The organism is Telluria sp. AIW5, from assembly GCF_056680575.1.
Window position 1 is genome coordinate 3254281 of record NZ_CM155289.1, and the last position, 24828, is coordinate 3279108.

Below are 24828 nucleotides of genomic sequence, written 5' to 3' on the forward strand. Positions count from 1 at the left end.
GAGAAGTGGTTCAATGAGAATGGTTATCATTATTATGCACGCGAAGCTTGCGGCTGTAAATGAGAACCATTATTATCTGTGCTCATCTTCTTTCGCACTCCCATGTCACCGCATTCCCTACGCCTCTGGAGCTGGATCCACAAATGGAGCAGCCTGGTCTGCACCGTCTTCATGCTCCTGCTGTGCCTGACGGGCCTGCCGCTGATCTACCACCACGAAATCGGCCACCTGCTCGGCAATGACGTCGAGGCTCCCGCCCTGGCGCCCGCGCTTGCAGCCCATCCGCCGCGCGCGGACATCGACCAGGTGATCGCCGCCGGCCGCGCCCTGTATCCGAACAAGATCGTGATGTACATCTCGCAGGAGGCGGACGAACCGGCGATCTGGAACCTGACGCTGGGCGACCACCCGACGGACGAACACTACAAGCCGATCGCGGTCGACGCGCGCACGGCCAGGGTCATCACCGAGCCGGCCTTCGAGGGCGGGGCCTTCATGTCGACCATGTTCAGCCTGCACGTGGACCTGTTCGCCGGCTTGTACGGCAAGCTGTTCCTGGGCCTCATGGGGCTATTGCTGCTGGTGGCCATCGTCAGCGGGGTCGTGCTGTATGCGCCCTTCATGCGCAAGCTCGACTTCGGCACGGTGCGCCACGGCCGCACGCAGCGCCTCAAGTGGCTGGATCTGCATAACCTGCTGGGCATCGTCACGCTGGTGTGGGCGCTGGTGGTCGGCGCGACGGGCATGGTCAATACCTGGGCCGACGTGCTGCTGAAATACTGGCAGGCGACCGAAATCGCCGCCATGCTCGAACCGTATAAGGGTGCGCCGCCGCCGACGCATCTGGCCTCGATGGATGCGGCCATCAAGCGCGCCGAAAGCGCGGCGCCCGGCATGCAGGTCGGCTTCGTCGCCTTTCCGGGGACGCCGTTTGCGAGCCCTCATCATTACGGCGTGTACATGCGCGGCAACGCGGCGTTTTCCTCGCGCCTGTACAAGCCGGTGCTGATCGACGCCCAGACCGGCGTCATTACCGACCAGCGTGCGCTGCCGTGGTACCTGACCGGCCTGCTGGTCTCGCAGCCGCTGCACTTCGGCGACTACGGCGGCGGCTGGATGAAATTCCTGTGGGCGCTGCTCGATCTTGCGACCATCGTCGTGCTGGGCAGCGGGCTGTATTTGTGGATCAAGCGCGGGCGCGCGGCGCCGGCGGCGCGTGCGCTCAAGCCGGCGCAGGACCTCGCCGAGCCGGCACTGGTGCGCAGCGGGGAAGGGCGATGAGCCGGGCTTTCCTGAAATTGTGGGGCATGCCGATCATGCTCGGGCTGCTGACCACCGTCGGCCTCGTCAGCGCCTTGCTGGGCGACGGGATCTGGGACATCCTGTCCGCTTTCGCGCTCGGTGCGCCGGTGGCCGCGGGCCTCTGGTATGGCCTGCGCGGCTGGCGCAGCTAGGCCTCCCTGAAGCCATCCTTAAGTTGCCTGAAGCTTAAGCTTTGCTAAAGAATTGCCCCGTATAAAGTGATGACACCAACACCACATCGGGAGACTGCAATGAAGGACTTCATCCGCGCCAACAAGGGTTTTATATTGTTCATGGTGCTGTTCGGCGTGTTCCGAACGGCGGTCGCGGACTGGAATCCGATTCCGTCTTCCTCAATGCGCCCGAACCTGCTCGAGGGCGACGTCGTGTTCGTCAACCGTCTCGCTTTCGACCTGAAACTGCCGCTCACCGACACGATCGTCGCGCATACGGGCGAGCCGCAGCGCGGCGACGTGGTCACCTTCAGTTCGCCGAAAGACGGCACGCGCCTGATCAAGCGCCTGGTCGCGCTGCCAGGCGACGTGGTCGAGATGCGTAACGAGATGCTGGTCATCAATGGAAAACCGGCGCAGTACGATGGCGTCCAGCAGGTGATGGAGCCCGCCGAAGGGGGAACGGGGCACGACCAGGTGCCGGCGCTGCGCATCAGCGAACACGTCGACGGCCACCAGCGCCGTGTCCAGTTCATCCCGCAAGTGAATACGCCGGCGCGCAATTTCGGGCCGGTGACGGTGCCGCCGGGCCAGTACATGATGCTCGGCGATAACCGCGACAACAGCGCCGATTCGCGCTACATCGGCTTCGTGCCGCGCAAGCTGCTGATCGGCCGCGCGGAGCGGGTGCTGGTGTCGGCCGATATGCTCGGGAACTGGGCGCCGCGCTTCGACCGCTTCGGGATGTCGCTGCACGATTGAGGCGCGCTCGTGCAGCCGCGCTCGTGCAGCCTCCCTCAGCGCTGCGCCACGCGCGCGGAGATGACGACGACCTGTGCCATGCGCTGGTCGGGGACATAGCTCATCGTCATTTCATCGCCCATGTTGCCGCGGTTGAATTCCATCGTCACATTGCCGTCGCCTGAGACGAAGCGGTCGTCGGCGACCTGCCGGAGCCGCAGCGGCTGCTCGTTGTCGATCGCGGCGTCGATGTAGCGCGATGTAGGGCGCACCTTCAGGGTCCAGCCGTTCGACATGGCATAGGTGCCGCGCAGCGCATACGCCTGGTCATCGGCGATCCGGAGCGTCTTGACGGGCGCGGTCACCTGCACGGTCGAGGTCGAAGACGCGTCGGGCTGCGGATAGGGTGTGGTCTGGGCAAACGTACTCGAGGCCAGCAGGAGCAGGCTTGCGGGAAACAGGAGGGAGAGGGGGCGCATGATGATTCCTTCACGAATCGGTTGGCTATTCCAGGCAGGAGCCGCAGCGGACGCCTGGGGCGGCGCCGATTGCGGCTGTCTCAGTCTAGGGCGGCGTCCGCCAGGCACAAGGCCGCCGTGCGCTCCATGACGAAACAATCTCGTTCCGGCCGAAACCAGATCGGCGCGACATGACACACAATCGGCAGCCACATCCCGGGTTTTGTATCGGGTTCCGGTGAGCGAGGCGGGCGCCGATGAGCTGGGATAATGTTCTGTACAATCTCGCCCTTCCTCGCTCTACTGAAAGTCCCCGATGTACAGAATTCTCACCGTCGTCCTGGCCATGCTCGGCATGGCCGGGGCGCTTGCGATCGACACCTATTTGCCCTCGATGCCGGCCATCGGCCGCGACTTCGGCGTCGGCCCGGTCGCCGTCCAGCAGACCTTGTCCGTCTTCCTGTTCTGCTTTGCCTTCATGATGCTGTTCTACGGCACGCTGTCCGATTCCTTCGGCCGCCGCCGCGTGATCCTGGTCGCGCTCGCGATCTATACGCTGGCCTCGGTCGGCGCCGCGTTCGCACCGACCTTCGGCTGGCTGCTCGCCTGCCGCGCGCTGCAGGGCCTGTCGGCCGGCGCCGGCTCGGTCATCGGCCAGGCCGTCGTGCAGGACCGCCTGAAGGGCGCCGAGGCGCAGAAGATGATGTCGAACATGATGATGGTGTTCGGCCTGGCGCCGGCGATCGCGCCGATCCTGGGCGGCTGGCTGCACGTGCATTTCGGCTGGCGCTCGACCTTTTTCTTCCTGGCGGCCTTTGGCGCCCTGTTGATCGTGCTGACGCTGCGCCTGCTGCCGGAAAGCCTGCCGGTCGACAGGCGCCAGGCCTTCCATCCGGGGACGATTGCCGCAAATTACCTGAAGGTGCTGCGCAATCCGCAGTTCCTGTTGTTGTCGCTGTCGGTCGGCTTGTCCTTCGGCGGGCTGTCGCTGTACATCGGTTCGGCAGCCAATTTCGTGATGAACATTCTCGGGCTGCCGGAGACGGCTTTTGCCTGGATGTTCATTCCACTGATCGGTGGCATGGTGGCGGGTTCGGCCTGGGGCGGCAAGCGCGCGGCGCACGTGCCGGCGGCGCGCATGAAGTGGATCGGGTTCGGCACCATGCTGGCGGCGGCGGTACTGAACATCGGCTACAACGCGTTCTTCAAGGCCGAGATCCCCTGGGCAGTGCTGCCGCTGGCGATCTATACCTTCGGTCTCGCGGTGGCGATGCCGGCGGTGCAGATGACGGCGCTGGGGCTGTTCCCGGACAACCGCGGGCTGGCCTCGTCGATGCTGGGGTTTATCCAGATGATGTCGTTTGCGCTGGTGTCGGGGCTGGTGGCGCCGCTGCTGTTCGACAGCGCCTTCAAGCTGGCCTGCGGGGTGGGAGTGGGGCTGGTGTTGAGTTTTGGGGCGTGGAGGGGGAGCAAGCTGGCGTGATCATCAGCCGCGGGCTGTTCAAACGTTACGCGTGGGCATGCCCACCCTACGTTACGCCGGAGCTACGGACTGATGCATAACGTAGGGTGGGCATGCCCACGCGTTTTACGGACGTGTGCACACCGCGCCGCCAGTCAACGCCGGTTCGTCTTCATCGCCGACTGCACCTCGCGCTTGGCATCCCGATCCTTCTCGGTCGCCCGCTTGTCGTGCTGCTTCTTGCCCTTGGCCAGGCCGACTTCGCACTTCACGCGCCCGCCCTTGTAATGCAGGTTGAGCGGCACGAGCGTATAGCCCGAGCGCTCGACCTTGCCGCGCAGCTTGTCGATTTCGGCGCGGTGCAGCAGCAACTTGCGCGTGCGCAGGGCTTCCGGGTGGCTGAAGGAAGAGGCGGTCGTCAGCGCACTCACGTGGCAGCCGAACAGGAAGAGCTCGTCGCCGCGCACGACGACGTAGGCTTCCTTGATGTTCACGCGTCCGTCGCGAATGGCCTTGACTTCCCAGCCCTCGAGCACCAGGCCCGCTTCGTAGCGGTCCTCGATGAAGTAGTCGAAAAATGCTTTTTTATTGTCAGCGATGCTCATGAAATAGCGAAAATCCGCGGGTCGGTTAAACTACTGCTGTCGCGGCTTGGCGCGGCACGAAATGCAACTTGTCCAACATCATAACAAACGGTTGACCAATGGCAGTAGTGCACAAATCAGTTTTCTTGGGCTATAGCGCCGAACAGATGTTCGATCTGGTGGCGAAGGTGGAAGATTATCCAAAGTTCCTCCCCTGGTGCAACGGCGTCAAGCTGCTCGAACGCAGCGAGGACAAGCTGGTCGCCAGCCTCGGCATCAACTTCCACGGCGTGAAGCAGAGCTTCACGACCCAGAACCACAACCTCCGTCCGACCCAGATGAAGATGCACCTGGTCGATGGCCCCTTCAAAATGCTGGAAGGTACCTGGAATTTCAAGGCCCTGCGCGCCGACGCCTGCAAGATCGACTTCGACATGCAGTACGAGTTCTCGAGCATTATCCTCGAACAGATCGTCGGCCCCGTGTTCGGCATGATCGCCAATAACATGGTCGATTCCTTCTGCAAGCGGGCCGAGGCGGTATATGGCTGAACGCGTGGCTGAATCCGTGGCCGGGAAGGTCGCGGTGGTGGTCTGCTACGCCACGGCGCAGCACGAGTTCCTCTGTCCGCTCGCCGTCGAGCCGGGCACGACGGTCGGCCAGGCGATCGAGGCCAGCGGCGTGCTGGCCGCCTTCCCGGACATTAACCTGGTGACCCAGCCGGTCGGCATTTTCGCGAAGAAAAAGTCGCTCGACACGGTCTTGCGCGCGCACGACCGCATCGAGATCTACCGTCCGCTGGTCGCCGACCCCAAGGATTCGCGGCGCAAGCGCGCGGCAAAAAAGGACGCGACGGCAGCCAACCGTGCTGCCTGAGGCCGTCCACGCATGCTGAGTGCGCTGAGCCTGTTGCTGGTCACCACGGCCCTGTCGGTCGTGATGCTGTTCGTGCTGTCCTCGCTGCGGGGCAGCAAGGTCGAGGGCATCCGCGCATGGGGCCAGGCGAATGCCTGCGCCGTGCTGGCGCTGCTGCTGTTCGCCTCGCGCGGCGTCCTGCCTGACCTGCTGTCGATCGAAGCGGCGAATGCGCTCTTCCTCGCCTCGACCGCGCTGATGCTGGCCGGTTTCCGGCGCCATCTCGCCTTGCCGGTGCCGGCACGCCGCCTCCTGCTTGGCATGCTGGCGGCGATGGCGGGCCTCGTCTTCTTTCATTACGCGATCGACGTGCTGCCGATGCGTTCGGTGGTGGTGTCGGTCTTCCACGCGGGGGTGTATTTCGCGATCGGCCGCACGATTCCGGTCACGCGCGAGCCGCGGCTGCGCTATGCCTTCCTGTTCACCCGCCGCGCCGCCTTCGTGCTCGGGACGGTGCATGCGTGCCGCGGCGCTTTCTACGCCCTGCAGGTCGGCACACCCCTGGGCTTCCTCGACCCGGGCGCCTGGAACCTGGCCTTCTTCGCCACCGGCACGCTGGCCTTGCCGGCCCTGACCCTGGGCGCGGTCATGATGGCCAATGCCCAGGTGTTGCGCGAGACCGCCTGGGCCGCCGACCACGACCACCTGACGGGCGCCTGGTCGCGCCGTGCCTTTTTCACCTTTGCCGAACACGAGCACGCGCGCGCCGAACGCCTCGGGAACTCCCTCTCGCTGCTGGTGTTCGATGCCGACCACTTCAAGCGCATCAACGACACCCACGGCCATGCGACGGGCGACCGCGTGCTGCGCGAGATCGTGAGCCACGCGCAAGAGGTAATCCGAAAGATCGATTACTGCGCCAGGCTGGGCGGCGAGGAATTCGTCGTGCTGCTGCCCGATGCCAATCACCGGACGGCAATGGAGGTCGCCGCGCGGCTGCTGACGGCGCTGGACGGCTCGCTCCAGCTTGCCGCGTCGGCGCTGCCCGTTGGCTACACGGTGAGTATCGGTGTGGCCACGCTGGCGCCTGGTGAAACGCTGGCGAACCTGATGGCGCGCGCGGATGCCGCGCTGTATGCGGCCAAGGCCGATGGCCGGAACCGGGTGGCCAGCGCGCCGGCGCCGCCGCGCGTGGAACGTGTGCCGGTCAGTAAGGAACGCGGCTGAGGACAAGGCGGCCGCAGTTCAGCGGCACTCGTTCGCCTGCTGCGTTGCGCGTTCGTTCGCCGCGGCGCGCTCGGCATCGCTCAGGTAGCGTTTCTGGCCGTCGGGGCCGACTTCGGCAATACGGACGCCCGACTGGTACATCCGCTGGTTCTTGCGCACGCCGTCGCAATACGCAGCGTGGGCGGCCGCGCGTTTGGCCTCCGACTCGGTTTTGTTGTCGGCTTCCTCGCGCGCCTTGGCACGCTTGCGGTAGTCGGCCTCGCGCTCGGCCAGGGTCGGCGCTGTTGGATGCACTGCGCCAGCGGCTGCCGGAGCCTCGGGCGTCTCCTGCGCCGGGGCCGCGCGGCCCGGTGCTTTCAGTATTTTTGAGGCGGGCGTGCCCGGCGGCGGCGGCTGGTCCGAATACACGTGCGTGCCGTTCGGGGCGATCCAGACGAACTGGGCCTGCGCGGCGCCGGCGCAGGAGACGAGGAGCAGGGCGGCAAGGCGGAGGTGCAAAGACATGGTCAAAAATATTTCCCGTGGTAACTAACTGCGATTCTCCATGATTCGCCGTGAGTGTCAACGAAGCGATGCCGGAAGGGCGCTGCGGAGTCTTTTTTCCCCAACGTGCGACGACTTTGGCTGCATTCTGTATAATTCGCTTTTGCGCCTATAGGAAAATGCTATGCGTCTACTTCAAAAAGCACTCACGTTCGATGATGTGCTGCTCGTCCCGGCCTACTCGAATGTTCTTCCGGCCGACACCTCCCTTCGCACCAAGCTGACCCGCAACATCACGCTCAATATCCCGCTGCTCTCTGCCGCGATGGATACCGTGACCGAAGCGCGCCTGGCCATCGCGATGGCGCAGGAAGGCGGCATCGGCATTATCCACAAGAACCTGCGCCCGGCCGACCAGGCCCGCGAAGTAGCACGCGTCAAGCGTTTCGAAGCCGGCGTGCTGCGCGACCCGATCGTCGTGCCGCCAAACATGAAGATCCGCGACGTCATCGCGCTGCAGCACCAGCACGGCTTCAGCGGCTTCCCGGTCGTCGAAGGCAAGCAAGTGGTCGGCATCATCACCAACCGCGACCTGCGTTTCGAGGAAGACCTCGACGCCGAAGCGCGCACCAAGATGACCCCGCGCGAAAAACTCGTGTACGTGAACGAGGAAGCGAACACCGAAGAAGCCAAACGCCTGATGAACAAGCACCGCCTCGAGCGCGTGCTGGTCGTCAACGACGCCTTCGAACTGCGCGGCCTGATCACCGTGAAAGACATCATGAAGTCGCACGAGCACCCGTTCGCATCGAAAGATGCGCAAGGCAAGCTGCTCGTCGGCGCGGCGGTCGGCGTGGGCGAGAAGGACAAGGAACGCGTCGAGCTGCTGGTCGCGGCCGGCGTGGACGTGCTGGTGGTCGATACCGCCCACGGCCACTCGCAAGGCATCCTGGACGCCGTGAAGTCGATCAAGACCCGTTACCCGCACGTGGACGTCATCGGCGGCAACATCGCTACCGCAGGTGCCGCACGTGCGCTGGTCGAAGCCGGCGCGGACGCGGTCAAGGTCGGCATCGGCCCTGGCTCGATTTGCACCACCCGTATCGTCGCCGGCGTCGGCGTGCCGCAAATCACGGCCATTTCGAACGTGGCCGAAGCGCTGGCCGGCACCGGCGTGCCCTGCATCGCCGACGGCGGCATCCGCTTCTCGGGCGACATCTCGAAGGCACTGGCAGCAGGCGCCTCGACCGTCATGATGGGCTCGATGTTCGCCGGCACCGAAGAAGCGCCGGGCGAAGTCATCCTGTACCAGGGCCGCAGCTACAAATCCTACCGCGGCATGGGCAGCCTGGGCGCGATGGCCGAAGGTTCGGCCGACCGCTACTTCCAGGACGCGCAAGCCAAGGCCGACAAGTTCGTACCGGAAGGCATCGAAGGCCGCGTCGCCTACAAGGGCAGCGTGCTCGCGATCATCTATCAACTGGTCGGCGGCGTGCGCCAGTCGATGGGTTACTGCGGCTGCGCGACGATCGACGAACTGCGCGAAAAGGCGGAATTCGTCGAGATCACCTCGGCGGGCATGCGCGAGTCGCATGTCCACGACGTCCAGATCACCAAGGAAGCGCCGAACTACCGTTCGGAATAATAGAAAAAGCGGCCGACAACGGCCGCTTTTTCTATACGTAGGGTGGGCTCCGCCCACGCGGTATCACCCTGTGAACCTCCGCGCCGCATCCCCGCCCGCGACCAAAAAATTCTTACTTTTGACTGCCTCAATGCACTCCAAAATCCTCATCCTCGACTTCGGCTCCCAGGTCACCCAACTGATCGCCCGCCGCGTCCGCGACGCCGGCGTTTTCTCCGAAGTCTTCCCGTACGATGTCGACGACGAATTCGTCCGCAACTACGGCGCCTCCGGCGTCATCCTCTCCGGTAGCCACAACTCCACGCTGGAAGGCGACTCGCCACGCGCCCCGCAAGCCGTGTTCGAACTCGGCGTCCCCGTGCTCGGCATCTGCTACGGCATGCAGACCATGGCCGCCCAGCTCGGCGGCAAGGTCGAAAACGGCAAGCTGCGCGAATTCGGTTACGCCGAAGTGCGCGCCCGCGGCCACACCAAGCTGCTGAACGGCATCAACGACTTTGTCACCGATGAAGGCCACGGCATGCTGAAGGTCTGGATGAGCCACGGCGACAAGGTCCTGGAAATGCCGGAAGGCTTCAAGCTGATGGGTTCCACCGACAGCTGCCCCGTCGCCGCCATGGCCGACGAAGAGCGCCGCTTCTACGCCCTGCAGTTCCACCCGGAAGTGACCCACACGACGCAAGGCGAGGCCATCATCGGCCGCTTCGTGCACGACATCTGCGGCTGCAAATCCGACTGGAACATGCCCGACTACATCGGCGAAGCCGTCGAGAAGATTCGCGCCCAGGTCGGCACGGATGAGGTCATCCTCGGCCTGTCCGGCGGCGTCGATTCGAGCGTCGCCGCGGCCCTGATCCACCGCGCCATCGGCGACCAGCTGACCTGCGTCTTCGTCGACCACGGCCTGCTGCGCAAGGACGAGGGCAAGATGGTGATGGACATGTTCTCGAAGAACCTGGGTGTCAAGGTCATCCGCATCGATGCCGAAGACCAGTTCCTCGGCCACCTGGCCGGCGTGAACGACCCGGAGCAAAAGCGCAAGATCATCGGCCGCGAGTTCGTCGAAGTGTTCCAGGTCGAAGCCGGCAAACGCGTCAACGCCAAGTGGCTGGCGCAGGGCACGATTTATCCGGACGTGATCGAATCGGCCGGCAAGGGCAAGAAAGGCCAGACCATCAAGAGCCACCACAACGTGGGCGGCCTGCCGGAAACGCTGAACCTGAAACTGCTGGAACCGCTGCGCGAACTGTTCAAGGACGAAGTGCGCAAGCTCGGCGTCGCGCTGGGCCTGCCGCACAACATGGTGTATCGCCACCCGTTCCCGGGCCCGGGCCTGGGCGTGCGCATCCTGGGCGAAGTGAAGAAGGAATTCGCGGATTTGCTGCGCGAAGCCGACGCTATCTTCATCGAAGAACTGCGCAACACCCCGTTCGAACTGCCGCCAGTGGCCGGCATCGACGCCGGCAAGGCGCCGGTGAACTGGTACGAAGCGACCAGCCAGGCGTTTGCCGTGTTCCTGCCGGTGAAATCGGTGGGCGTGATGGGCGACGGGCGGACCTATGAGTACGTGGTGGCGCTGCGCGCGGTGCAGACGCTGGACTTCATGACGGCGCAGTGGGCGCACTTGCCGCATTCGCTGCTGGGGAAGGTTTCCAATCGCATCATTAACGAAGTGCGCGGGATTAATCGCGTTGTTTATGATATTTCGGGGAAGCCGCCGGCGACGATTGAGTGGGAGTAGGGTTTTCTTTCGGAAACTCTTCTTTTATGGGTTTGAAAGGAGCTCGCTTCGGCGAGCTTTTTAAGCTTAGGAGATCCGACGAGGGTAACCTTAAGGCCGCGCAAGATTCGTAGTCGATCCGATCGAAGCTGGCTAGTCACGAGCGAAGCTCGCGCTCTAGGTCAGCTGGCCTACGTAAAACTCTGCCATGGCGGTAACGGGCTTTACAGCGGCGGCTGCTGTTGCGGGGTGGGATCAACTCCATCCTCACCTCAAGCATTCGCAGATCAGGATTCTGCATTGGCCTTGCTCACTGAGTTTCGGAGCCTTATTGTAGTTTGCAACCCTATGAGGGTAAGGGAAGTTCATTGAAGCTCGCAAGAGTCCAACAAACTTGTGGCGATTTACTGATCGCATTTCAAGAAGAGGCATGGCAGTTCAAACCGTTGTCGACCAGATGAAAGAGCTGAACTCCTCTTTCTGGCGGCAGAGGGTTGTATTATATTGAACGAAACTGATAGGGAAGCCGCTCACCGCCACGCTCGCTGTCGACCCGACTGTTTTGCACTGTTTGCAGCGCGTCCAAGATGCTGAGACGTTGGAGGGAAGCGTAACTGCTGCCGAGGTCGTGGAGGTATGTAGTATGAGCAACGCGACGCGCTGCTCGGCGTCAGACGCGACCGCGCGAGCGGCGGCGCCGCCACCGAGTCGAACTAGATCTATCGCAGGCCCTGTCCGCGCGGGCAGCCATTGTCAGCCTGCGCCAGGCCGGGACTTGTTGATCGAGGTACGCGACCAGCCGTACCGGGCCGCGTTTGCGGCTGGCTTCACACATCCGCAGGTTCGCCATGCTTGTTGCCCCACCGGTAGCTGTTCTTGGCAGAGCGTCTGCGCATGAGAACCCATCGAACACGGCACCATGCGATCCGGCTGCTGGGCCAAGCGATGCTTGCGTTCTGCATCATAGCGGCGCCGTCGGGCTGGGCAACGGATACCAGCAAACCACGGTGTTTATTTGGTACGACGGTTGGCGACTCGAAGACACCGGTCGGTCCCTGTACGAAACCGGACCCACTCGACCTCGGCCATAACGAGCAGATCCTCAAACTAATCGCCGCGGTCGGCGTGCCGCGCGCATCGATCGCTTTCAGTGGTTGCCCGGGAAATGTCTTCAGAACCAAACCCGGTATGCAGTCCAAATACACCATCACCTACCCCCCGGAGGTAATTGGCAGCGTGCTCGCGCCGGTGGCGCACGAGTTGTCGCACGTCGTACAGCTCGAGGCCGCTGGCGGATTCGATGCGCTGACCAACCGTTACGATTCGCTTCGGATCGAGCTTGGTGCAGATTATCTCGCCGGTGTTCTGTTTCGCCGTGTCCTGCCCGATTTGAGCCGCAACGAATTTCAGAACCATGTGAAGTTGAATGGCCTGTACCGGAAGGAGTCGGAGCGTGCACACGGCACGCCTGCCCAGCGTACTGCAGCGTTCCGGCTGGGCGTCGTGGGACGACCGCAGCAGACTGGCACTCCGCTCTCTCAATTAAGTGAGGTGTTTCAGGAGGATCTGTATGCGACGATCATTTCAAATGGGCCATAGGGCTGCGTTTTTTCTCGCGGCGGCGTGTGCTTCTGGGTATGCCTGGGGCGGCCTGTCGCTCCACGGATTGGACGCGTGCGAACCGCTGCAAGAGGTGATCGAGCAGCTCATGCATCCCCCAGCGGCCGCTCGTGCATGCCGCGCGCCACGCGACGAGCTTGAGCGGCAGTACGCTTCCCGCATGGCCCGCAAGGGCACGGCGCTCTGCTTGCTGAGCGTTCCACCGGTGCCGTTCCTCGCATCCTTTACCTGCGTCGAAGCGCCTGGACCGCGCGGTGCGAATTTGAACTGTTTCCGGCCAGCCGTTTTGAGCCTGATAAAAGCGTATCAGGCACACTATGACGAACCCCAGGCCAAAGTCGAAAAGGCTTATCTTGACGCGGCGGCTGCCTGTTCAATCTCTACAGGCGACACGGCGAGGGTCCAAGCCTCCATGTTTCCGCAATCCCTTGCCGAGGTGGCGGCGTTCGAGTTCGGCTTCGTGTCCGTCTTGCGTTCAGGCCCGAACGGCCCCGGAACGATTGTGCACGGGTACGCCAAGACAGACCCCGGATTGCGCGGTGACACCCCTTCGGCGCTCGAATTTATAAGCTTCACAACCGCTGGGCAGAGCATGGCTGCGACGGGCCAAACCCGGCAAATCGGCGACTGGACCTTGCACGTTGACGACAATGCGACGATGACCACCGATTTCGATGAGATAGCGCGCAAGCAGCATCTGGCTGCGCGGCGAGAAAGTGTCACCTTCGAATTCAAAAAGAACCGGGGCGATAGGGACGACAATGACAAGTTAAGCATGTTGCGCGATACAAATGCGGCCGTCGTTCGCCTCCTGCGTGACTAAGGATTCAAGCGCCTACCGCCGGCGGTGCTGGAAGCGCAGACAGGCATGAGCAAGTCTGTGCTTTCGAGGCTCGCCAAGGAAAAAGGGGAACTCGAAATGCTTATTTATGAAAAGCCGCCGGTGTGCGGTCCAGGGGGCGCCGGGGCGATCGTCGCGGATGTATTGCGTTTCGCGGGAGCCCCCGATGTGCGCTCGGATTACGGTTCGATTGGCGTGGTCCTGTTAGCGGTCGGCGACTGCGCACGTCAAACGGCCATCAATCACTACCTGACCGAATTGCTGACCGAATCTGGAGGGACCGTGGAAGAACAGTTGAAAACACGATAAAGGGCATGGCAATGCAAAGACGACAATTGCTGAAGGTAGCGGCAGCGGCCGCCATCTGGCGCGCCGAGGAGACGGTTGCGGCTGCAGAGCCGTATGCCGACCCAGAGGCGGCCGACAGGTGGATGCGCAAGTGGATGAAGCATCTTGGCAGTGCTAACGGCATGTTAACCGTCCAGCGCTTTGCCGACCGCTATTATTACCTGACCAAGAAGATCGAGTGGAGGCCGGATGAGCCCGGGAGTGCGCTAGCGCCGGTGTCGGTGCCAGTCGGGTTTGTGACAGACTTCGCCAGCATTCCCCGTATCGCTTGGTCCATCCTCCCACCGGACGGCGACTACACTTACCCCGCCGTGGTACACGACTATCTGTACTGGACACAAACCACGACGCGCGCCAAGGCAGACGCAGTGCTTCGACAGATGATGAAAGAATTCCGCGTGGCCGGTCCAGTAGCCACCGCTATCTACGCTGGGGTCCGTGCGGGAGGAAAAAGTGCCTGGGACGAAAACGCACGACTGAAGACGTTAGGAGAGCGACGCATTCTGAGGGTATATCCCACCAACCCCACAACGCGTTGGGCGAACTGGAAGACACGCAACGTTTTCGTCGCCAACCCGTGATCGCTTTGTTATGTGCTGTGCACTTCGCCGCCAGGCGCGCGGCACCGGGTGAGCGAGAACCATCGTTCTGTTCGTAACTATGCGATTCGACGATGAGTAGCAGGGTGATCATTGTGTGCTTGATGGCGTTTCTCATCCTCGTCGAACGACTGCATGCAGGCACTACACCCTATCTAGTAACACTTTCATCCATCCGGTGATTACGGGTGCAGTGGCGGACAATCGTGACAATCGATGATCGTTTTAGTGTAGCAAGAGGGTATCCTGACCTGGACCACGTTCTATCGCGACCGGCAACAGCGTCCTTTTGGTTCAAAACTGAATCGCCCCGGCTTTCGTAGAGGCCGCTTAGTTCGAGTCTGGTCGGCAGCAGATCGTTCGCGATACCATGTACATAGGACTCGACGGCAGGAATCGTGGCCGCAGTAGGGTAAATTCGAGGTAATGCCTAGTGTTGCCGGGTCAAAGATCGATTTCCTTGGCATGGTATCGTGAATGGTACTGGACCAGAAGTGCCACGAAAATACTAAGCAATTCATAGGCATAGCTCAGCCATTGATAATCGAGTGGGAGTAATTTTAGACTCGGCAGTAGCTGACCAGCTCAGACAGTAGAGCAAAACGAAGCCCCTGATTTCAGGGGCTTTTTTTGTTTGACCTTCCATCGTCGCCGGTCCGCGTGATGTGTTGCCGAGTGGCAGAATGAGAAGGATCGCGATGCTGAGGTAGTAACGCGTTCGGACTTGAGCGCTGGGCGTTTGCGTCGTGAAAAAGTAATGGCCAGCAGGAGCTGGCCACGGGAGCGGTGCGACTCGTGGTCACGGTAGAACACGGTGTCGACATGAAGCGTCGGCACCGTTAATTCGCCAAATTACTTCACGCGGATGTCATTCTTCACGGAGGTGATGCCTTTGACGCTGCGAGCGATTGTCGCAGCTTTCGAAGCGTCCGCTGCCTGCGCAACGAAGCCGGAGAGTTGAACGGTTCCTTTGAATGTCTCAACGTTGATTTCGGCAGATTTCAAGGTCGGCTCGTTGAAGATCGCCGCTTTCACCTTGGCGGTAATGGCGCTGTCGTCGACGTATTCGCCTGCGCTTTCCTTGTGCGGGCCCGAAGCGCAGCCGACCATGGCGAAGGCGAGTGTACCGGCGAAGATAGCGGTGGCGAGACGTTGGGTGATTTTCATGAGGTGTTCCTTTTTGTGGTTGTAGAGTTTATTCGTGCTCAGGTGAGCTCACCGCCAGGGCATGAGGTAGAGAAATTCACTGCTTTTGCATAACCGTATCGGACGCTCATTGCAACTTCTTCATATGCTCGATTTCGGCGTACGCCGGTGAACATGACGGTAGGATTGCCATGTTGCCCGCTTACTCAGCACTGGCTATAGACCCACTATGCGCGTTCGAAAAGTGCTCATCCGTTCGGTAGCGCTCAGAGTCATAAAAATAATCCGTGGCAATACTTCCAGTGTTTGCTACATTCGGCGCCAGCATCCGTGTCAGCCTGATGCGCGTTCACTCCCGGGTCGGGGGAGCAGGCGCCATCAGAAACTTTGCTACCTCAGACATCACTTCGTCGCCGTGGCCAATCCAGGTATGTCCGCCTTCGTCAAAGCCGATAAACCGAGCGCCGGCAATTCGGCTCGCGGTGTATTGCGCACTGGCGTAAGTGCCGTACCGATCGTCACGCGCGCTGATCACCAGCGTCGGCGCACGGACCGATGCCAGGGCCGCGGGCGCGAGACGCTTGCCCGCTGCCGTGTCATAGGCCAAGCCTTTTGCTCGGGCTGAAACGGGCAAGATGTTTTCCAACATCGCATTCACCCGTGCCCGCTCCTTCGGAGTCGCGCTGGAAAACAGCTCGGGTGGCGTAGCCAGCACGACCTTGATCAATTGATCGCGCGCGAGGTGGAGCGCAGACCAGAACAGGAAGTCCGAGTCGATCAAGCGCATCATCGCGTTCTCTACCGACGGCGGCAACGGTGGTGCCGAGTCGGTCAGTGTCGGTGGCTTGTAGGCCAGCGGCACCATCAGTACCAGCGCATTCACCCGCTCCGGATGCCGGATGGCCAACGCCAAAGCCGAGGGCGCGCCGGCGGAGCCGCCCAGGACGCTGGCCCGGCTGATGCCCAGCGCATCGAGCAGGCAGACATGGGCATCGGCCTGCGTTGCCGCCGATGCGTTGGCGGGCATTGGCGTACGCAGGTAGCCGAAACGCGACATTGCGATCACCCGGATGCCCTGCTGTGCCAGCGCGCCTGCGAAAGCCATGCCCTGGTCGTAGCCGCCGCCGCTGCCGTGGACGGCCAACAGCGGAATGCCTGTTCCGGCCTCCTGGTATTCGATGGGGCCGCAGCGGGTGCCGACGAGCACGCTGCCGTGCGCGACGCGGGCGCGGGCTTGCTGGATGTCACTGTCGAAGCGCCACCAGATGACCAGCGCTGCGATTCCGATGATCGCACCAGCAACAAGGCCCGTGCGTGTCATGCGCCGACTCACGGCGTGAACTCGTAGACCAGCGAGGTGACGTTGCCGGTGAAATACGGCTTGCGCCCTTCAGGCCGCATCCACGCGACCTCGCCCGCGAACGGCACGGTCATCCCGTCGCGCGTGCGGTAGTCCGAGAGGCGACCTTCCCAAGGAAGCATGACCATTTCCTTGCCGACCATGGCGCCGCCCCTCGCCTCGGCACGGAAGGAGTCGATCAGGTTGGCGTCGTTGAACCTGAACAGCAGCGTCAGCGTGAGCAGGCCGTCCACAATGGTGGCGTTTGCCGCGCGGTCGTCGAATGCTTCCCATCGCACCCCCTGGCTGGGCAGCAGCACGGTCGGGTACCAGGCCGCCTCGGCGAAGAAGCGCATGAATTCACCACGTGCGATTTCGCCGCGTCCACTCAGGTCGGCCGTCGTGAATAGGCCCAGGATGGCGGCGTGCAGCAGACCCTTGCCGGCGATGTAACTGTCGACCACGCGTACCTTCAAACCCGGAAGCATCGAGATTTCTGCATTCCACAAGAAACCTGGTCGGCGGGTCACGACGCGTTGCTGCGAAATAAACGGCTTCCACTGTTCGCCCGTTGCCGACATGTTGAAGCTGCCGGCAAGTGCAATCGACGCGGCCGCAATGATTGGCTGGCCTTCCTTCAGTACCGCACGGAAGTAGCGTTGCACGGGCGCAGGCAAGCCTTCCAGCTCGCGCGAGGAGTAGCGGGTCGGACGTGCTGAATCGTCCGGCGCGACGATTCGGGCCGCCTCCAGCCCCCTGGCGAGCGTCAGCATCGCGTCGTTCCACCGTCTCGACCCAAAAGCGGAGATGCCCACGGCAGCGGCCACCAGCAAGCAGAAAACCAGGCCTGACCATGGCTGCCAGGTCATTTGAACTCCTTTGTATCACCCATGACACTGGATAGACTGCTTTGCAGTATGCACTCATTCGTTCGCGAACAGCGGAGTTCCCGGGCAAGCGCGAAGCCTTGCCGCCTGAAGCCGTTTTTATGGTACTGATGTCCCGGTAAGCTGAATCTCCTGACCATGAAGCGCCTATCCGGACGAGAGATGCCGATACCAAACAAGATCCAGGATTTTTCGCTTCGAGAGACCGATGAGGTCGCAAGTGCACTCGGAACCGATGTAGAAAGTGGCCTTACAGCAGACGCGGTCCACCATCGGCAGGCGGAGGATGGGCCCAACGAATTGCGCGCTACGCTACGCCAGCCGCCCTGGCGACGGGTTATGTCGCATTTCCAGGATCCGCTGGTCTACCTGTTGTTGGCGGCGGTGGCGATTTCTCTGTCCGCCTGGTTCGTTGAAGGTTTGGCGGGATGGCCCGTCGATGCGGCCGTCATTGGGGTCGTCGTGCTCCTGAATGGCATGCTTGGTTATGTGCAGGAGGCAAAGGCCGAGAACGCTGTTGCGGCGCTGGGGCGGATGACCGCGGTCTCGTCTTCGGTGATTCGAGAGGGGACGGTGATGCGCGTACCCAGTTCCCAACTAGTGCGCGGCGACCTGCTTTTGCTGGGGGAGGGCGATGCAGTTGGCGCCGATGCGCGCCTGGTTCGCGCGGCCTCTTTGCGCGTTCAGGAAGCATCGCTCACCGGCGAAAGCGAAGCGGTGCTCAAGGACCTTGCAGCACTGCCCGGCCCGGTTTCGCTGGCGGACCAGGTCAACATGGTCTTCAAAGGCACCGCCGTCGTCCAGGGTACGGGCTGCGCCATCGTTACCGCAACCGGAATGGCAACCCAGATGGGTTCGATCGCCGGAATGCTCGACGCCACGAAGGAAGAGGCCACGCCCCTGCAGAAAGAGATCGCTCATATCGGTCGCATGCTTGGTATGGCGGTCGTCGTGATCGCCCTCATCGTGGTCGGAACCATCCTGTTACTGTCGGAAATCAGAACGACGGGCGACGTCGTCGATGCCTTGCTGGTAGGCGTGTCCCTTGCTGTCGCGGCCGTTCCGGAAGGGCTCCCGGCGATTTTGTCGGTCGTGCTAGCCATGGGGGTGCGGCGGATGGCGGCCCATCACGCTATCGTCAAAAAGCTGTCATCCGTAGAAACCCTGGGATCCGCGACCGTCATCGCCTCCGACAAGACCGGCACCCTGACACGTTCCGAGATGACCATCGAACGCATCATCACGAGTTCGGGTACGACCCACGTCACCGGCGTCGGCTATGCGCCGGAAGGCAAGGTCGAGGAGGAGGGAATCACGTTGGGCCTTGGACCACTCCTGGCGGAAAATATTGTCCTTCTCAGCGGAGGAAGTCTTGCCAGCAACGCCCAATTGCAGAAGTCTGCGCAGGGAAGATGGGAAATACAGGGCGACCCGACGGAAGCGGCGTTTCTGGTCGCCGAGCAAAAGCTGGGTGTTGCCGGACGCCGTGCATTGCGCTTTTCGCGTATCAGGGAAATCCCGTTCTCGTCCGAGCGCAAAATGATGTCCAGCCTCGAAGTCGACCATGAACACAATGATGAGCTCGTTATAGTCACCAAGGGCGCCCCCGACGTACTGCTGCAGCGGTGCACTCGGATGCGGAACGGGGCCGACGTGGTTCAACTCGACGACGACATGCGCAAGCGGATTCTGGCGGACGTCGATACGCTGTCCGATTCCGCGCTGCGCACGCTGGCAGTCGCTTACAGGCCACTGGCGCCGGGGGAAGAGACCGCACCCGACGAACTTCTCGAACAGGAGCTCATTTTCGTCGGTACGGCGGGCATTATCGATCCTGCCCGCGAAGAAGCAGGCCGGGCCATTCGCGAAGCGCGCCGGGCCGGCATCCGAACCGTGATGATCACAGGAGATCATCCGCGCACGGCGGGCCGCATTGCCGCAGATCTCGGCATCGTCGAGGCCGGCGCCCCGGTGCTGACGGGCCTCGACATCGATAAGCTCGACGATGCCGGGTTCGCCGAAGCGGTGCGCAAGACCTCCGTCTACGCGCGGGTAGCCCCGCAACACAAGTTGCGAATCGTCGACGCACTCCAGGCCGATGGCAACGTGGTGGCGATGACCGGCGATGGCGTCAACGACGCCCCCGCGCTCAGGTCGGCAGACATCGGCATCGCCATGGGCGTGACCGGCACCGAGGTCACCAAGGAAGCCGCAAAGATGATCCTCGCCGATGACAATTTCGCGACGATCGTGCACGCAGTACGCGAAGGCCGGGGAATCTTCGACAACATCAGGAAATTCCTGCGTTACCTGCTGTCGTCGAACATGGGCGAGGTCTTGACGGTGTTCCTGGGCGTGGTGCTGGGTGGGCTTATCGGACTTGCCGACGCTGACGGAGCGGTCGCACTTCCCCTGCTGGCAACCCAGATCCTGTGGATTAACCTGCTGACCGATGCGGGGCCTGCGCTGGCCATGGGTGTCGACCCGCAGACCGACGACGTCATGGCACGCAAGCCCCGACTGCTGGGCGACAGGGTGATCGATGCGGCCATGTGGGCGAGCGTGCTCCAGACCGGCCTCGTCATGGCGCTTGTCACGCTGTTGACGATCGATATGTACTTGCCCGGGGGGCTGATCGAAGGGACGCGGGATCTCGATAGTGCCCGTACCGCCGGCTTTACAGTGCTCGTACTCGCCCAGTTGTTCAACTGCTTTAACGCGCGCTCGCACACCGAAAGCGCCTTCCGCCATCTGTTTGCGAACGGGTGGTTATGGGGCGCGGTTGCCTTGTCATTCGTACTGCAAGCCTGCGTGGTCCACCTGGGGTTTCTGAACACCGCGTTCGGCACCGTTCCGCTGGAGTTCGGCCAGTGGCTGACATGCGCGGCGATGGCCAGTATCGTTCTGTGGTCCAGCGAGCTGCGCAAGCTATGGAGCCGTGCGGCACGGCGCCCGGTGTTCCAGGTCCAGTCGGGCCGCGATCGCTACCGGGATCCGTAGGCAGTGATCCACGGCATTGCCTGCTCTAATGCTCGAGTACATAAAGTCCGGGGGCGGGATCCAGGCCAAGCGCCGGCTTACGCGCCGCTACTGTGGGCCGACCCGATGACTTTGAGCACGGGCGAGGACACCTACACGCTGAGCTTCGACTGCAAGTCTGCGAGATGCATGTCGTCGGGGCCATGAAGCCCGGCATCCTGCGCATGCCGCCGCCGTCCGCCGTGCCGTACAGCCCGCTGACCTTCCACCGCCGACCGAAGCATTAACAATTACTTTATCAAGCCGACCGACATCAAGCGGCCGGCGCAACTGCCGGAGCAGCCGGCGCATACCGCTCAGTAAGCGAAGGTCTTGGCCTGGGTGCAATCAAGATAGGCCATGCGCGTGCGCAAGGACCAGATTTCATTGGCAATATTGTGCAGCGCGACTTCTTTGTCGCGGACACGTTGCAGCACGGCTGCAGGGGCCGCCGGCGTGATGCCGGCCAGCTCCGGCGCAGCGCCGGCGACTCTTACGAACAGGGCGCTCCGGGCAGCGATGTCGGAAGAGAGTTGCGCGCAGGAGGCGTCGCCATTGTTTGCGGCTTGGGCTGCGGAGCTGGCACCGGTGCAGAGGGCGAAGCAGAAAAGTGCGATTGATTTCTTCATCATCAGTTCTTTAATTCTAGAGTGGAGAGGAGGGCAGCGTTGGGGCAGGTCTGCCGGATAGCACTGCTGCCCGAGGATAGAGGAGTCACATCCATTATTGTGCAGCGCAGCATCGGGCGCTAATTCTTTGTGGTGATGTGAGATATCTCCCTGAGGCATAGAGACCTGGTCAAGGTCTACGACGACAAGGCGCACGTTAGAATGCGTGGTTAACGCAACAGCACGAGACTTCGCATGGAAACGAAATGGCTGGAGGATTTTATTTCGCTGGTGGAGACCAGGAACTTCAGCCGCTCGGCCCAGATGCGGCATGTCACCCAGCCGGCCTTTTCGCGGCGTATCCGCTCGCTCGAAAGCTGGCTGGGAACGGATCTGATCGATCGCACCACCTTTCCTACCCGCGTCACGCCTGCCGGCCTGGTGTTCTACGAACAGGCGCTGGAGATGCTAAGCCAGATCAACGGGGTGCGCGAACTGCTGCGGCACAAGCGTGTCGCCGGGCGGACGACGATCGATCTGGCTGTCCCGCACACGCTGTCGCTCACCTTCGTACCGAAGTGGCTCACCGTGCTGGAACGCGAGTTCGCACCGGTTACCAGCCGCCTGATCGCCCTGAACGTGCATGACGCCGTGCTGCAGCTGGTGGAAGGCGGCTGCGACCTGCTGCTGTGCTATCACCATCCGCGCCAGCCGGTGCAGCTCGACCCTGGCCGCTACGACATGCTGGTGCTGGGGCGGGAAGTGCTGCGCGCCTACGCCCGCTGCGACAGGACCGGCCAGCCGGGCTGCCGCCTGCCCGGCAGCAAGGGCGCGCCCGTACCCTTCCTGGCGTATACGACGAATGCCTATCTGGGACGGATGGTCGACCTGATCCTGGCCGACACGGCACCCGGCTTATACCTCGACAAGCGCTACGAGACCGACATGGCGGAAGGCTTGAAGATGATGGCGCTGGAAGGGCACGGCCTGGCGTTCCTGCCCGAGTCCGCCGTCAGCCGTGAAGTCCGGCAGCGGCAGCTCGCAGCGGCGGGTGAGGCCGGGAAGTGGGAAATCGAGATGGACATCCGCCTCTATCGCGAACGCCCGTCGGGCACACGGCCGGGCAAGGAGATCGTGGCGCAGCTATGGGAATTCCTGGCCGCGCGGCAGCCTGCGCCGGCGAAGCGCCGGTCTCCCTAGTTGGCGCGATGCTTTTTGTGCATGGCCGGATGCGCAAGCAGCATTGGCCCCGGAGCGGTGGTGCAACCTATGATTCGCTCGTCGGCAGCCCGGCCTCGGCCGGCGCCGCGATCCACCACAACGCGAATACCGGAGCCCACCATGACGCACCATGCACTGCCTTCCTATTTGAATCCCGACCACCTCGGCCCCTGGGGCCAGTACCTGGAACAGATCGACCGCGTCACCCCGTACCTGGGGAGCCTGTCGCGCTGGGTCGAGACGCTCAAGCGTCCGAAGCGCATCCTGACCGTGGACGTGCCGATCGAGCGCGATGACGGCAGCATCGCCCACTTCGAGGGGTATCGGGTGCAGCACAACCTGTCGCGCGGCCCGGGCAAGGGCGGCGTGCGCTTCCACCAGGACGTCACGTTGCCGGAGGTCATGGCCCTGTCCGCGTGGATGACGGTCAAGAACGCGGCCGTGAATGTGCCGTACGGCGGGGCCAAGGGCGGTATCCGGGTCGATCCGGCGCTGCTCTCGAAAGGCGAACTGCAGCGCCTGACGCGCCGCTATACCAGCGAGATCAGCCTGATCATCGGCCCTGCCAAGGACATCCCGGCGCCGGACGTGAACACCAACGAACAGGTCATGGCCTGGATGATGGATTCCTACTCCATGATCGAGGGTAACCTGTCGACCGGCGTCGTCACCGGCAAGCCGATTTCGCTGGGCGGCTCCCTGGGCCGCCGCGAGGCGACCGGGCGCGGTGTATTCGTGGTCGGGCGCGAAGCGGCCATGCAGCGCGGCGTCGCGATCGGCGGGGCGCGCATCGCGGTGCAGGGTTTTGGAAACGTCGGCGGCGTGGCGGCATCCTTGTTCGCCGAGGCGGGCGCGAAGATCATCGCCGTCCAGGACCATACCGGTGTCGTCGTGCATCAGGGTGGCCTCGACATTGCGCAGCTGCACGCGCATGTGGCCGAAGCCGGCGGCGTGCAGGGATTCGCGGGCGCCGAGGAGTGCCTGGACCGCGAGGCCTTCTGGGGGATCGAATCGGACATCCTGGTCCCGGCCGCGCTCGAGCAGCAGATTACCGCGGAGCGCGCCTTGCGCATCCGTACCAAACTGGTGCTGGAGGGCGCCAACGGCCCGACCACGCCGGAAGCGGACGATATCCTGGCGGACAAGGACGTCATGGTGGTGCCGGACGTGCTGGCCAATGCCGGCGGCGTCACGGTCTCGTACTTCGAATGGGTGCAGGATTTTTCCAGCTTCTTCTGGTCCGAAGAGGAAGTCGATGCACGCCTGACCCGCATCATGCAGAGTGCATTCAATGCCGTATGGAGCGTCGCCAAAGAGAAAAAGGTCTCGCTGCGCACCGCGACCTTCATTCTTGCCTGCACCCGGGTGCTGCAGGCGCGCGAAGTGCGCGGCCTGTACCCCTGATGCCCGGCTGACCGTTCGGGCTCCGTAATCAATTCCCTCCAGGACGCGCCGACAACTGGCGCGTCCGTCACATGCCCATTCCCTGTGTCTGTTTTTGCCAACGACATCCTGGTACACCTCTGCACAGCAATAGGGAAAACCCGGCATTTCAGTGCTTCCAAGAATTAAAAAACGCTCATCAGCGGTGCGAATGTCTCATATATAAAACGTGAATTTTTATTTGAAACGGATTGGTAGACAAGCCAAAAATGTCTGCTATATTTCAGTCACGGCATGAATCATATACGAATCGCTGTTTCGTATATGAGACAAAGAACAGCGCACTCTGCGCTGCACACTGTGAGAGACATATGATCGAAATCGAATTCCGTAAAGTCGGCAAGAGTTTCATCGACCGGCAAACCTCACAACCGCGTGCAGCGGTTACCAATGTCAACATTTCGATTCGCAGCGGCGAAGTGGTGTCCATCATCGGCCCCTCGGGCTGCGGCAAGAGCACGCTGCTGAACATGGGCGCCGGCCTCTACTTGCCCAGCGCAGGGGAGGTGTATGTCAGCGGCGAACTCGTCACCAAGCCGGTGCGCAAGGTGGCCTTCATGCTGCAGAAGGATCTGCTGATGCCATGGCGGACCATCCGCGACAACGTCGCCCTCGGACTCGAAATCGACGGCGTCAGCCAGAAGGAACGCCAGCGTGTCGCCAACGAGCTGCTCGCCAAGTGCCACCTGAAGGGCTTCGAAGACCATTACCCCTACCAGCTGTCCGGCGGCATGCGCCAGCGCGCGGCGCTCGCCCGGACCCTCGCCGTCGACCCGCAGGTGCTGCTGCTGGATGAACCGTTCTCGGCACTGGATGCGCAGACCAAGATGATCCTGCAACAGGACCTGGCGAAGATGCTGTACGAGAAAAAGAAGACCGCACTCTTTATCACCCACGACCTGATCGAAGGCATTGCGCTGTCGGATCGCCTGCTGGTGATGAGCGAACGTCCCGGCACGATCATCGAAGAAATCGTCGTCGACCTGCCGCACCGCGAGAATCCGCTCGAACGCCGCAGGCTGCCTGAAATCGGTCCGCTGGCCGGCCGCCTGATGGAACTGCTGAAAGTGGGCAAGAACCAGGAAGCCGAGCTGCACTAGTCAAGGCT

The 24828-nt window shown here is 62.5% G+C and carries 24 protein-coding genes; 17 read left to right on the forward strand and 7 right to left on the reverse strand.

All coding sequences use genetic code 11. The features are described from left to right. Nucleotides 1-102 precede the first annotated feature (102 nt). The 3 genes from AC1MEM_RS14400 (at nt 103) to lepB (ending at nt 2237) form a co-directional block, all read left to right on the forward strand. Nucleotides 103-1281, forward strand: a complete 1179-nt coding sequence (locus tag AC1MEM_RS14400; protein WP_499471491.1) for a PepSY-associated TM helix domain-containing protein — start codon at nt 103-105, stop codon at nt 1279-1281. Further along, the gene (locus AC1MEM_RS14405) at nt 1278-1454 is read left to right on the forward strand and encodes a hypothetical protein (protein ID WP_499471493.1); all 177 of its coding nucleotides are present in this window, start codon (nt 1278-1280) and stop codon (nt 1452-1454) included. Before AC1MEM_RS14400 ends, AC1MEM_RS14405 begins: the two co-directional genes overlap by 4 nt. A gap of 99 nt (nt 1455-1553) precedes the next feature. After that, a complete protein-coding gene (gene lepB / locus AC1MEM_RS14410; protein WP_499471494.1) occupies nt 1554-2237 on the forward strand; it encodes a signal peptidase I in 684 nt (227 codons plus the stop codon). Nucleotides 2238-2272: 35 nt separating this feature from the next. Here the strand turns inward: lepB and AC1MEM_RS14415 are convergent, their stop codons facing one another. Then, entirely contained in the window at nt 2273-2695 is a 423-nt protein-coding gene (locus AC1MEM_RS14415; RefSeq protein WP_499471496.1) for a hypothetical protein, read from the reverse strand. A 295-nt stretch (nt 2696-2990) separates the two neighbouring features. Between AC1MEM_RS14415 and AC1MEM_RS14420 the strand changes: the two genes are divergently transcribed. Further along, nucleotides 2991-4157, forward strand: coding sequence for a multidrug effflux MFS transporter (locus tag AC1MEM_RS14420; RefSeq protein WP_499471498.1), 1167 nt, complete (start codon nt 2991-2993; stop codon nt 4155-4157). 134 nt (nt 4158-4291) lie between these two features. Here the strand turns inward: AC1MEM_RS14420 and smpB are convergent, their stop codons facing one another. After that, nucleotides 4292-4741: an SsrA-binding protein SmpB gene (smpB, locus tag AC1MEM_RS14425; protein WP_499471500.1), complete on the reverse strand. Its 450-nt coding sequence runs from the start codon at nt 4739-4741 to the stop codon at nt 4292-4294. Nucleotides 4742-4839: 98 nt separating this feature from the next. On the opposite strand from smpB, the gene AC1MEM_RS14430 reads away from it, so the two are divergent. Genes AC1MEM_RS14430 through AC1MEM_RS14440 form a run of 3 tightly spaced genes read left to right on the forward strand, consistent with a single transcriptional unit; the run spans nt 4840 to nt 6802 of the window. After that, complete coding sequence (locus AC1MEM_RS14430) at nt 4840-5271, forward strand: type II toxin-antitoxin system RatA family toxin (protein ID WP_499471502.1); 432 nt, start codon at nt 4840-4842, stop codon at nt 5269-5271. Next, complete coding sequence (locus AC1MEM_RS14435) at nt 5264-5596, forward strand: RnfH family protein (protein ID WP_499471505.1); 333 nt, start codon at nt 5264-5266, stop codon at nt 5594-5596. Before AC1MEM_RS14430 ends, AC1MEM_RS14435 begins: the two co-directional genes overlap by 8 nt. 12 nt (nt 5597-5608) lie before the next feature. Next, on the forward strand, nt 5609-6802 hold the full coding sequence (locus AC1MEM_RS14440) for a GGDEF domain-containing protein (protein ID WP_499471506.1): 1194 nt from the start codon (nt 5609-5611) through the stop codon (nt 6800-6802). An 18-nt stretch (nt 6803-6820) separates the two neighbouring features. Here the strand turns inward: AC1MEM_RS14440 and AC1MEM_RS14445 are convergent, their stop codons facing one another. Then, complete coding sequence (locus AC1MEM_RS14445) at nt 6821-7306, reverse strand: DUF4124 domain-containing protein (RefSeq protein ID WP_499471507.1); 486 nt, start codon at nt 7304-7306, stop codon at nt 6821-6823. A 163-nt stretch (nt 7307-7469) separates the two neighbouring features. On the opposite strand from AC1MEM_RS14445, the gene guaB reads away from it, so the two are divergent. The 6 genes from guaB (at nt 7470) to AC1MEM_RS14475 (ending at nt 14040) form a co-directional block, all read left to right on the forward strand. After that, complete coding sequence (guaB, locus tag AC1MEM_RS14450) at nt 7470-8930, forward strand: IMP dehydrogenase (RefSeq protein WP_499471509.1); 1461 nt, start codon at nt 7470-7472, stop codon at nt 8928-8930. 130 nt (nt 8931-9060) lie between these two features. Then, nucleotides 9061-10671, forward strand: a complete 1611-nt coding sequence (gene guaA, locus AC1MEM_RS14455) for a glutamine-hydrolyzing GMP synthase (RefSeq protein ID WP_499471511.1) — start codon at nt 9061-9063, stop codon at nt 10669-10671. 873 nt (nt 10672-11544) lie between these two features. After that, nucleotides 11545-12249 (forward strand): hypothetical protein, encoded by a 705-nt coding sequence (locus AC1MEM_RS14460; RefSeq protein WP_499471513.1) that lies wholly within the window; start codon nt 11545-11547, stop codon nt 12247-12249. Beyond that, nucleotides 12221-13093, forward strand: a complete 873-nt coding sequence (locus AC1MEM_RS14465) for a hypothetical protein (RefSeq protein WP_499471515.1) — start codon at nt 12221-12223, stop codon at nt 13091-13093. The genes AC1MEM_RS14460 and AC1MEM_RS14465 overlap by 29 nt, the downstream gene beginning before the upstream one ends. A 45-nt stretch (nt 13094-13138) precedes the next feature. Beyond that, nucleotides 13139-13420 (forward strand): hypothetical protein, encoded by a 282-nt coding sequence (locus AC1MEM_RS14470; protein ID WP_499471516.1) that lies wholly within the window; start codon nt 13139-13141, stop codon nt 13418-13420. A 5-nt stretch (nt 13421-13425) separates the two neighbouring features. Beyond that, the gene (locus AC1MEM_RS14475; RefSeq protein WP_499471518.1) at nt 13426-14040 is read left to right on the forward strand and encodes a DUF1353 domain-containing protein; all 615 of its coding nucleotides are present in this window, start codon (nt 13426-13428) and stop codon (nt 14038-14040) included. An 870-nt stretch (nt 14041-14910) separates the two neighbouring features. Here the strand turns inward: AC1MEM_RS14475 and AC1MEM_RS14480 are convergent. The 3 genes from AC1MEM_RS14480 to AC1MEM_RS14490 form a co-directional block, all read right to left on the reverse strand. Continuing rightward, nucleotides 14911-15225 carry a BON domain-containing protein gene (locus AC1MEM_RS14480; protein WP_499471520.1) on the reverse strand — a complete coding sequence of 105 codons (315 nt, stop codon included), beginning with the start codon at nt 15223-15225 and terminating at the stop codon, nt 14911-14913. Nucleotides 15226-15553: 328 nt separating this feature from the next. Next, nucleotides 15554-16525 carry an alpha/beta fold hydrolase gene (locus AC1MEM_RS14485; protein WP_499471522.1) on the reverse strand — a complete coding sequence of 324 codons (972 nt, stop codon included), beginning with the start codon at nt 16523-16525 and terminating at the stop codon, nt 15554-15556. 8 nt (nt 16526-16533) lie between these two features. Continuing rightward, on the reverse strand, nt 16534-17412 hold the full coding sequence (locus AC1MEM_RS14490; RefSeq protein WP_499471524.1) for a DUF6920 family protein: 879 nt from the start codon (nt 17410-17412) through the stop codon (nt 16534-16536). Between the two features lie 180 nt (nt 17413-17592). On the opposite strand from AC1MEM_RS14490, the gene AC1MEM_RS14495 reads away from it, so the two are divergent. Next, entirely contained in the window at nt 17593-20430 is a 2838-nt protein-coding gene (locus AC1MEM_RS14495) for a cation-translocating P-type ATPase (RefSeq protein WP_499477653.1), read from the forward strand. 335 nt (nt 20431-20765) lie between these two features. Here AC1MEM_RS14495 and AC1MEM_RS14500 read toward each other — a convergent pair whose 3' ends face one another. Then, a complete protein-coding gene (locus AC1MEM_RS14500; RefSeq protein WP_499471526.1) occupies nt 20766-21080 on the reverse strand; it encodes a hypothetical protein in 315 nt (104 codons plus the stop codon). 231 nt (nt 21081-21311) lie between these two features. Here AC1MEM_RS14500 and AC1MEM_RS14505 point away from each other — a divergent pair, with 231 nt between their 5' ends. The 3 genes from AC1MEM_RS14505 (at nt 21312) to AC1MEM_RS14515 (ending at nt 24820) form a co-directional block, all read left to right on the forward strand. Then, complete coding sequence (locus tag AC1MEM_RS14505) at nt 21312-22256, forward strand: LysR family transcriptional regulator (RefSeq protein WP_499471528.1); 945 nt, start codon at nt 21312-21314, stop codon at nt 22254-22256. 141 nt (nt 22257-22397) lie between these two features. Next, nucleotides 22398-23681, forward strand: coding sequence for a Glu/Leu/Phe/Val family dehydrogenase (locus tag AC1MEM_RS14510; protein ID WP_499471530.1), 1284 nt, complete (start codon nt 22398-22400; stop codon nt 23679-23681). 350 nt (nt 23682-24031) lie between these two features. Further along, a complete protein-coding gene (locus tag AC1MEM_RS14515) occupies nt 24032-24820 on the forward strand; it encodes an ABC transporter ATP-binding protein (RefSeq protein ID WP_499471532.1) in 789 nt (262 codons plus the stop codon). Nucleotides 24821-24828: the final 8 nt, after the last annotated feature.

What these genes read in the sequence shown, in the direction of transcription:
- AC1MEM_RS14495 (WP_499477653.1), top strand. Translation starts at nt 17,593, where the DNA reads ATGCCGATACCAAACAAGATCCAGGATTTTTCGCTTCGAGAGACCGAT.
- AC1MEM_RS14505 (WP_499471528.1), top strand. Translation starts at nt 21,312, where the DNA reads ATGGAAACGAAATGGCTGGAGGATTTTATTTCGCTGGTGGAGACCAGG.
- guaB (WP_499471509.1), top strand. Translation starts at nt 7,470, where the DNA reads ATGCGTCTACTTCAAAAAGCACTCACGTTCGATGATGTGCTGCTCGTC.
- AC1MEM_RS14420 (WP_499471498.1), top strand. Translation starts at nt 2,991, where the DNA reads ATGTACAGAATTCTCACCGTCGTCCTGGCCATGCTCGGCATGGCCGGG.
- AC1MEM_RS14430 (WP_499471502.1), top strand. Translation starts at nt 4,840, where the DNA reads ATGGCAGTAGTGCACAAATCAGTTTTCTTGGGCTATAGCGCCGAACAG.
- AC1MEM_RS14490 (WP_499471524.1), bottom strand. Translation starts at nt 17,412, where the DNA reads ATGACCTGGCAGCCATGGTCAGGCCTGGTTTTCTGCTTGCTGGTGGCC.
- lepB (WP_499471494.1), top strand. Translation starts at nt 1,554, where the DNA reads ATGAAGGACTTCATCCGCGCCAACAAGGGTTTTATATTGTTCATGGTG.
- AC1MEM_RS14470 (WP_499471516.1), top strand. Translation starts at nt 13,139, where the DNA reads ATGAGCAAGTCTGTGCTTTCGAGGCTCGCCAAGGAAAAAGGGGAACTC.
- AC1MEM_RS14475 (WP_499471518.1), top strand. Translation starts at nt 13,426, where the DNA reads ATGGCAATGCAAAGACGACAATTGCTGAAGGTAGCGGCAGCGGCCGCC.
- AC1MEM_RS14465 (WP_499471515.1), top strand. Translation starts at nt 12,221, where the DNA reads ATGCGACGATCATTTCAAATGGGCCATAGGGCTGCGTTTTTTCTCGCG.
- AC1MEM_RS14415 (WP_499471496.1), bottom strand. Translation starts at nt 2,695, where the DNA reads ATGCGCCCCCTCTCCCTCCTGTTTCCCGCAAGCCTGCTCCTGCTGGCC.
- AC1MEM_RS14405 (WP_499471493.1), top strand. Translation starts at nt 1,278, where the DNA reads ATGAGCCGGGCTTTCCTGAAATTGTGGGGCATGCCGATCATGCTCGGG.
- AC1MEM_RS14480 (WP_499471520.1), bottom strand. Translation starts at nt 15,225, where the DNA reads ATGAAAATCACCCAACGTCTCGCCACCGCTATCTTCGCCGGTACACTC.
- AC1MEM_RS14435 (WP_499471505.1), top strand. Translation starts at nt 5,264, where the DNA reads ATGGCTGAACGCGTGGCTGAATCCGTGGCCGGGAAGGTCGCGGTGGTG.
- smpB (WP_499471500.1), bottom strand. Translation starts at nt 4,741, where the DNA reads ATGAGCATCGCTGACAATAAAAAAGCATTTTTCGACTACTTCATCGAG.
- guaA (WP_499471511.1), top strand. Translation starts at nt 9,061, where the DNA reads ATGCACTCCAAAATCCTCATCCTCGACTTCGGCTCCCAGGTCACCCAA.
- AC1MEM_RS14445 (WP_499471507.1), bottom strand. Translation starts at nt 7,306, where the DNA reads ATGTCTTTGCACCTCCGCCTTGCCGCCCTGCTCCTCGTCTCCTGCGCC.
- AC1MEM_RS14500 (WP_499471526.1), bottom strand. Translation starts at nt 21,080, where the DNA reads ATGATGAAGAAATCAATCGCACTTTTCTGCTTCGCCCTCTGCACCGGT.
- AC1MEM_RS14460 (WP_499471513.1), top strand. Translation starts at nt 11,545, where the DNA reads ATGAGAACCCATCGAACACGGCACCATGCGATCCGGCTGCTGGGCCAA.
- AC1MEM_RS14485 (WP_499471522.1), bottom strand. Translation starts at nt 16,525, where the DNA reads ATGACACGCACGGGCCTTGTTGCTGGTGCGATCATCGGAATCGCAGCG.
- AC1MEM_RS14400 (WP_499471491.1), top strand. Translation starts at nt 103, where the DNA reads ATGTCACCGCATTCCCTACGCCTCTGGAGCTGGATCCACAAATGGAGC.
- AC1MEM_RS14515 (WP_499471532.1), top strand. Translation starts at nt 24,032, where the DNA reads ATGATCGAAATCGAATTCCGTAAAGTCGGCAAGAGTTTCATCGACCGG.
- AC1MEM_RS14510 (WP_499471530.1), top strand. Translation starts at nt 22,398, where the DNA reads ATGACGCACCATGCACTGCCTTCCTATTTGAATCCCGACCACCTCGGC.
- AC1MEM_RS14440 (WP_499471506.1), top strand. Translation starts at nt 5,609, where the DNA reads ATGCTGAGTGCGCTGAGCCTGTTGCTGGTCACCACGGCCCTGTCGGTC.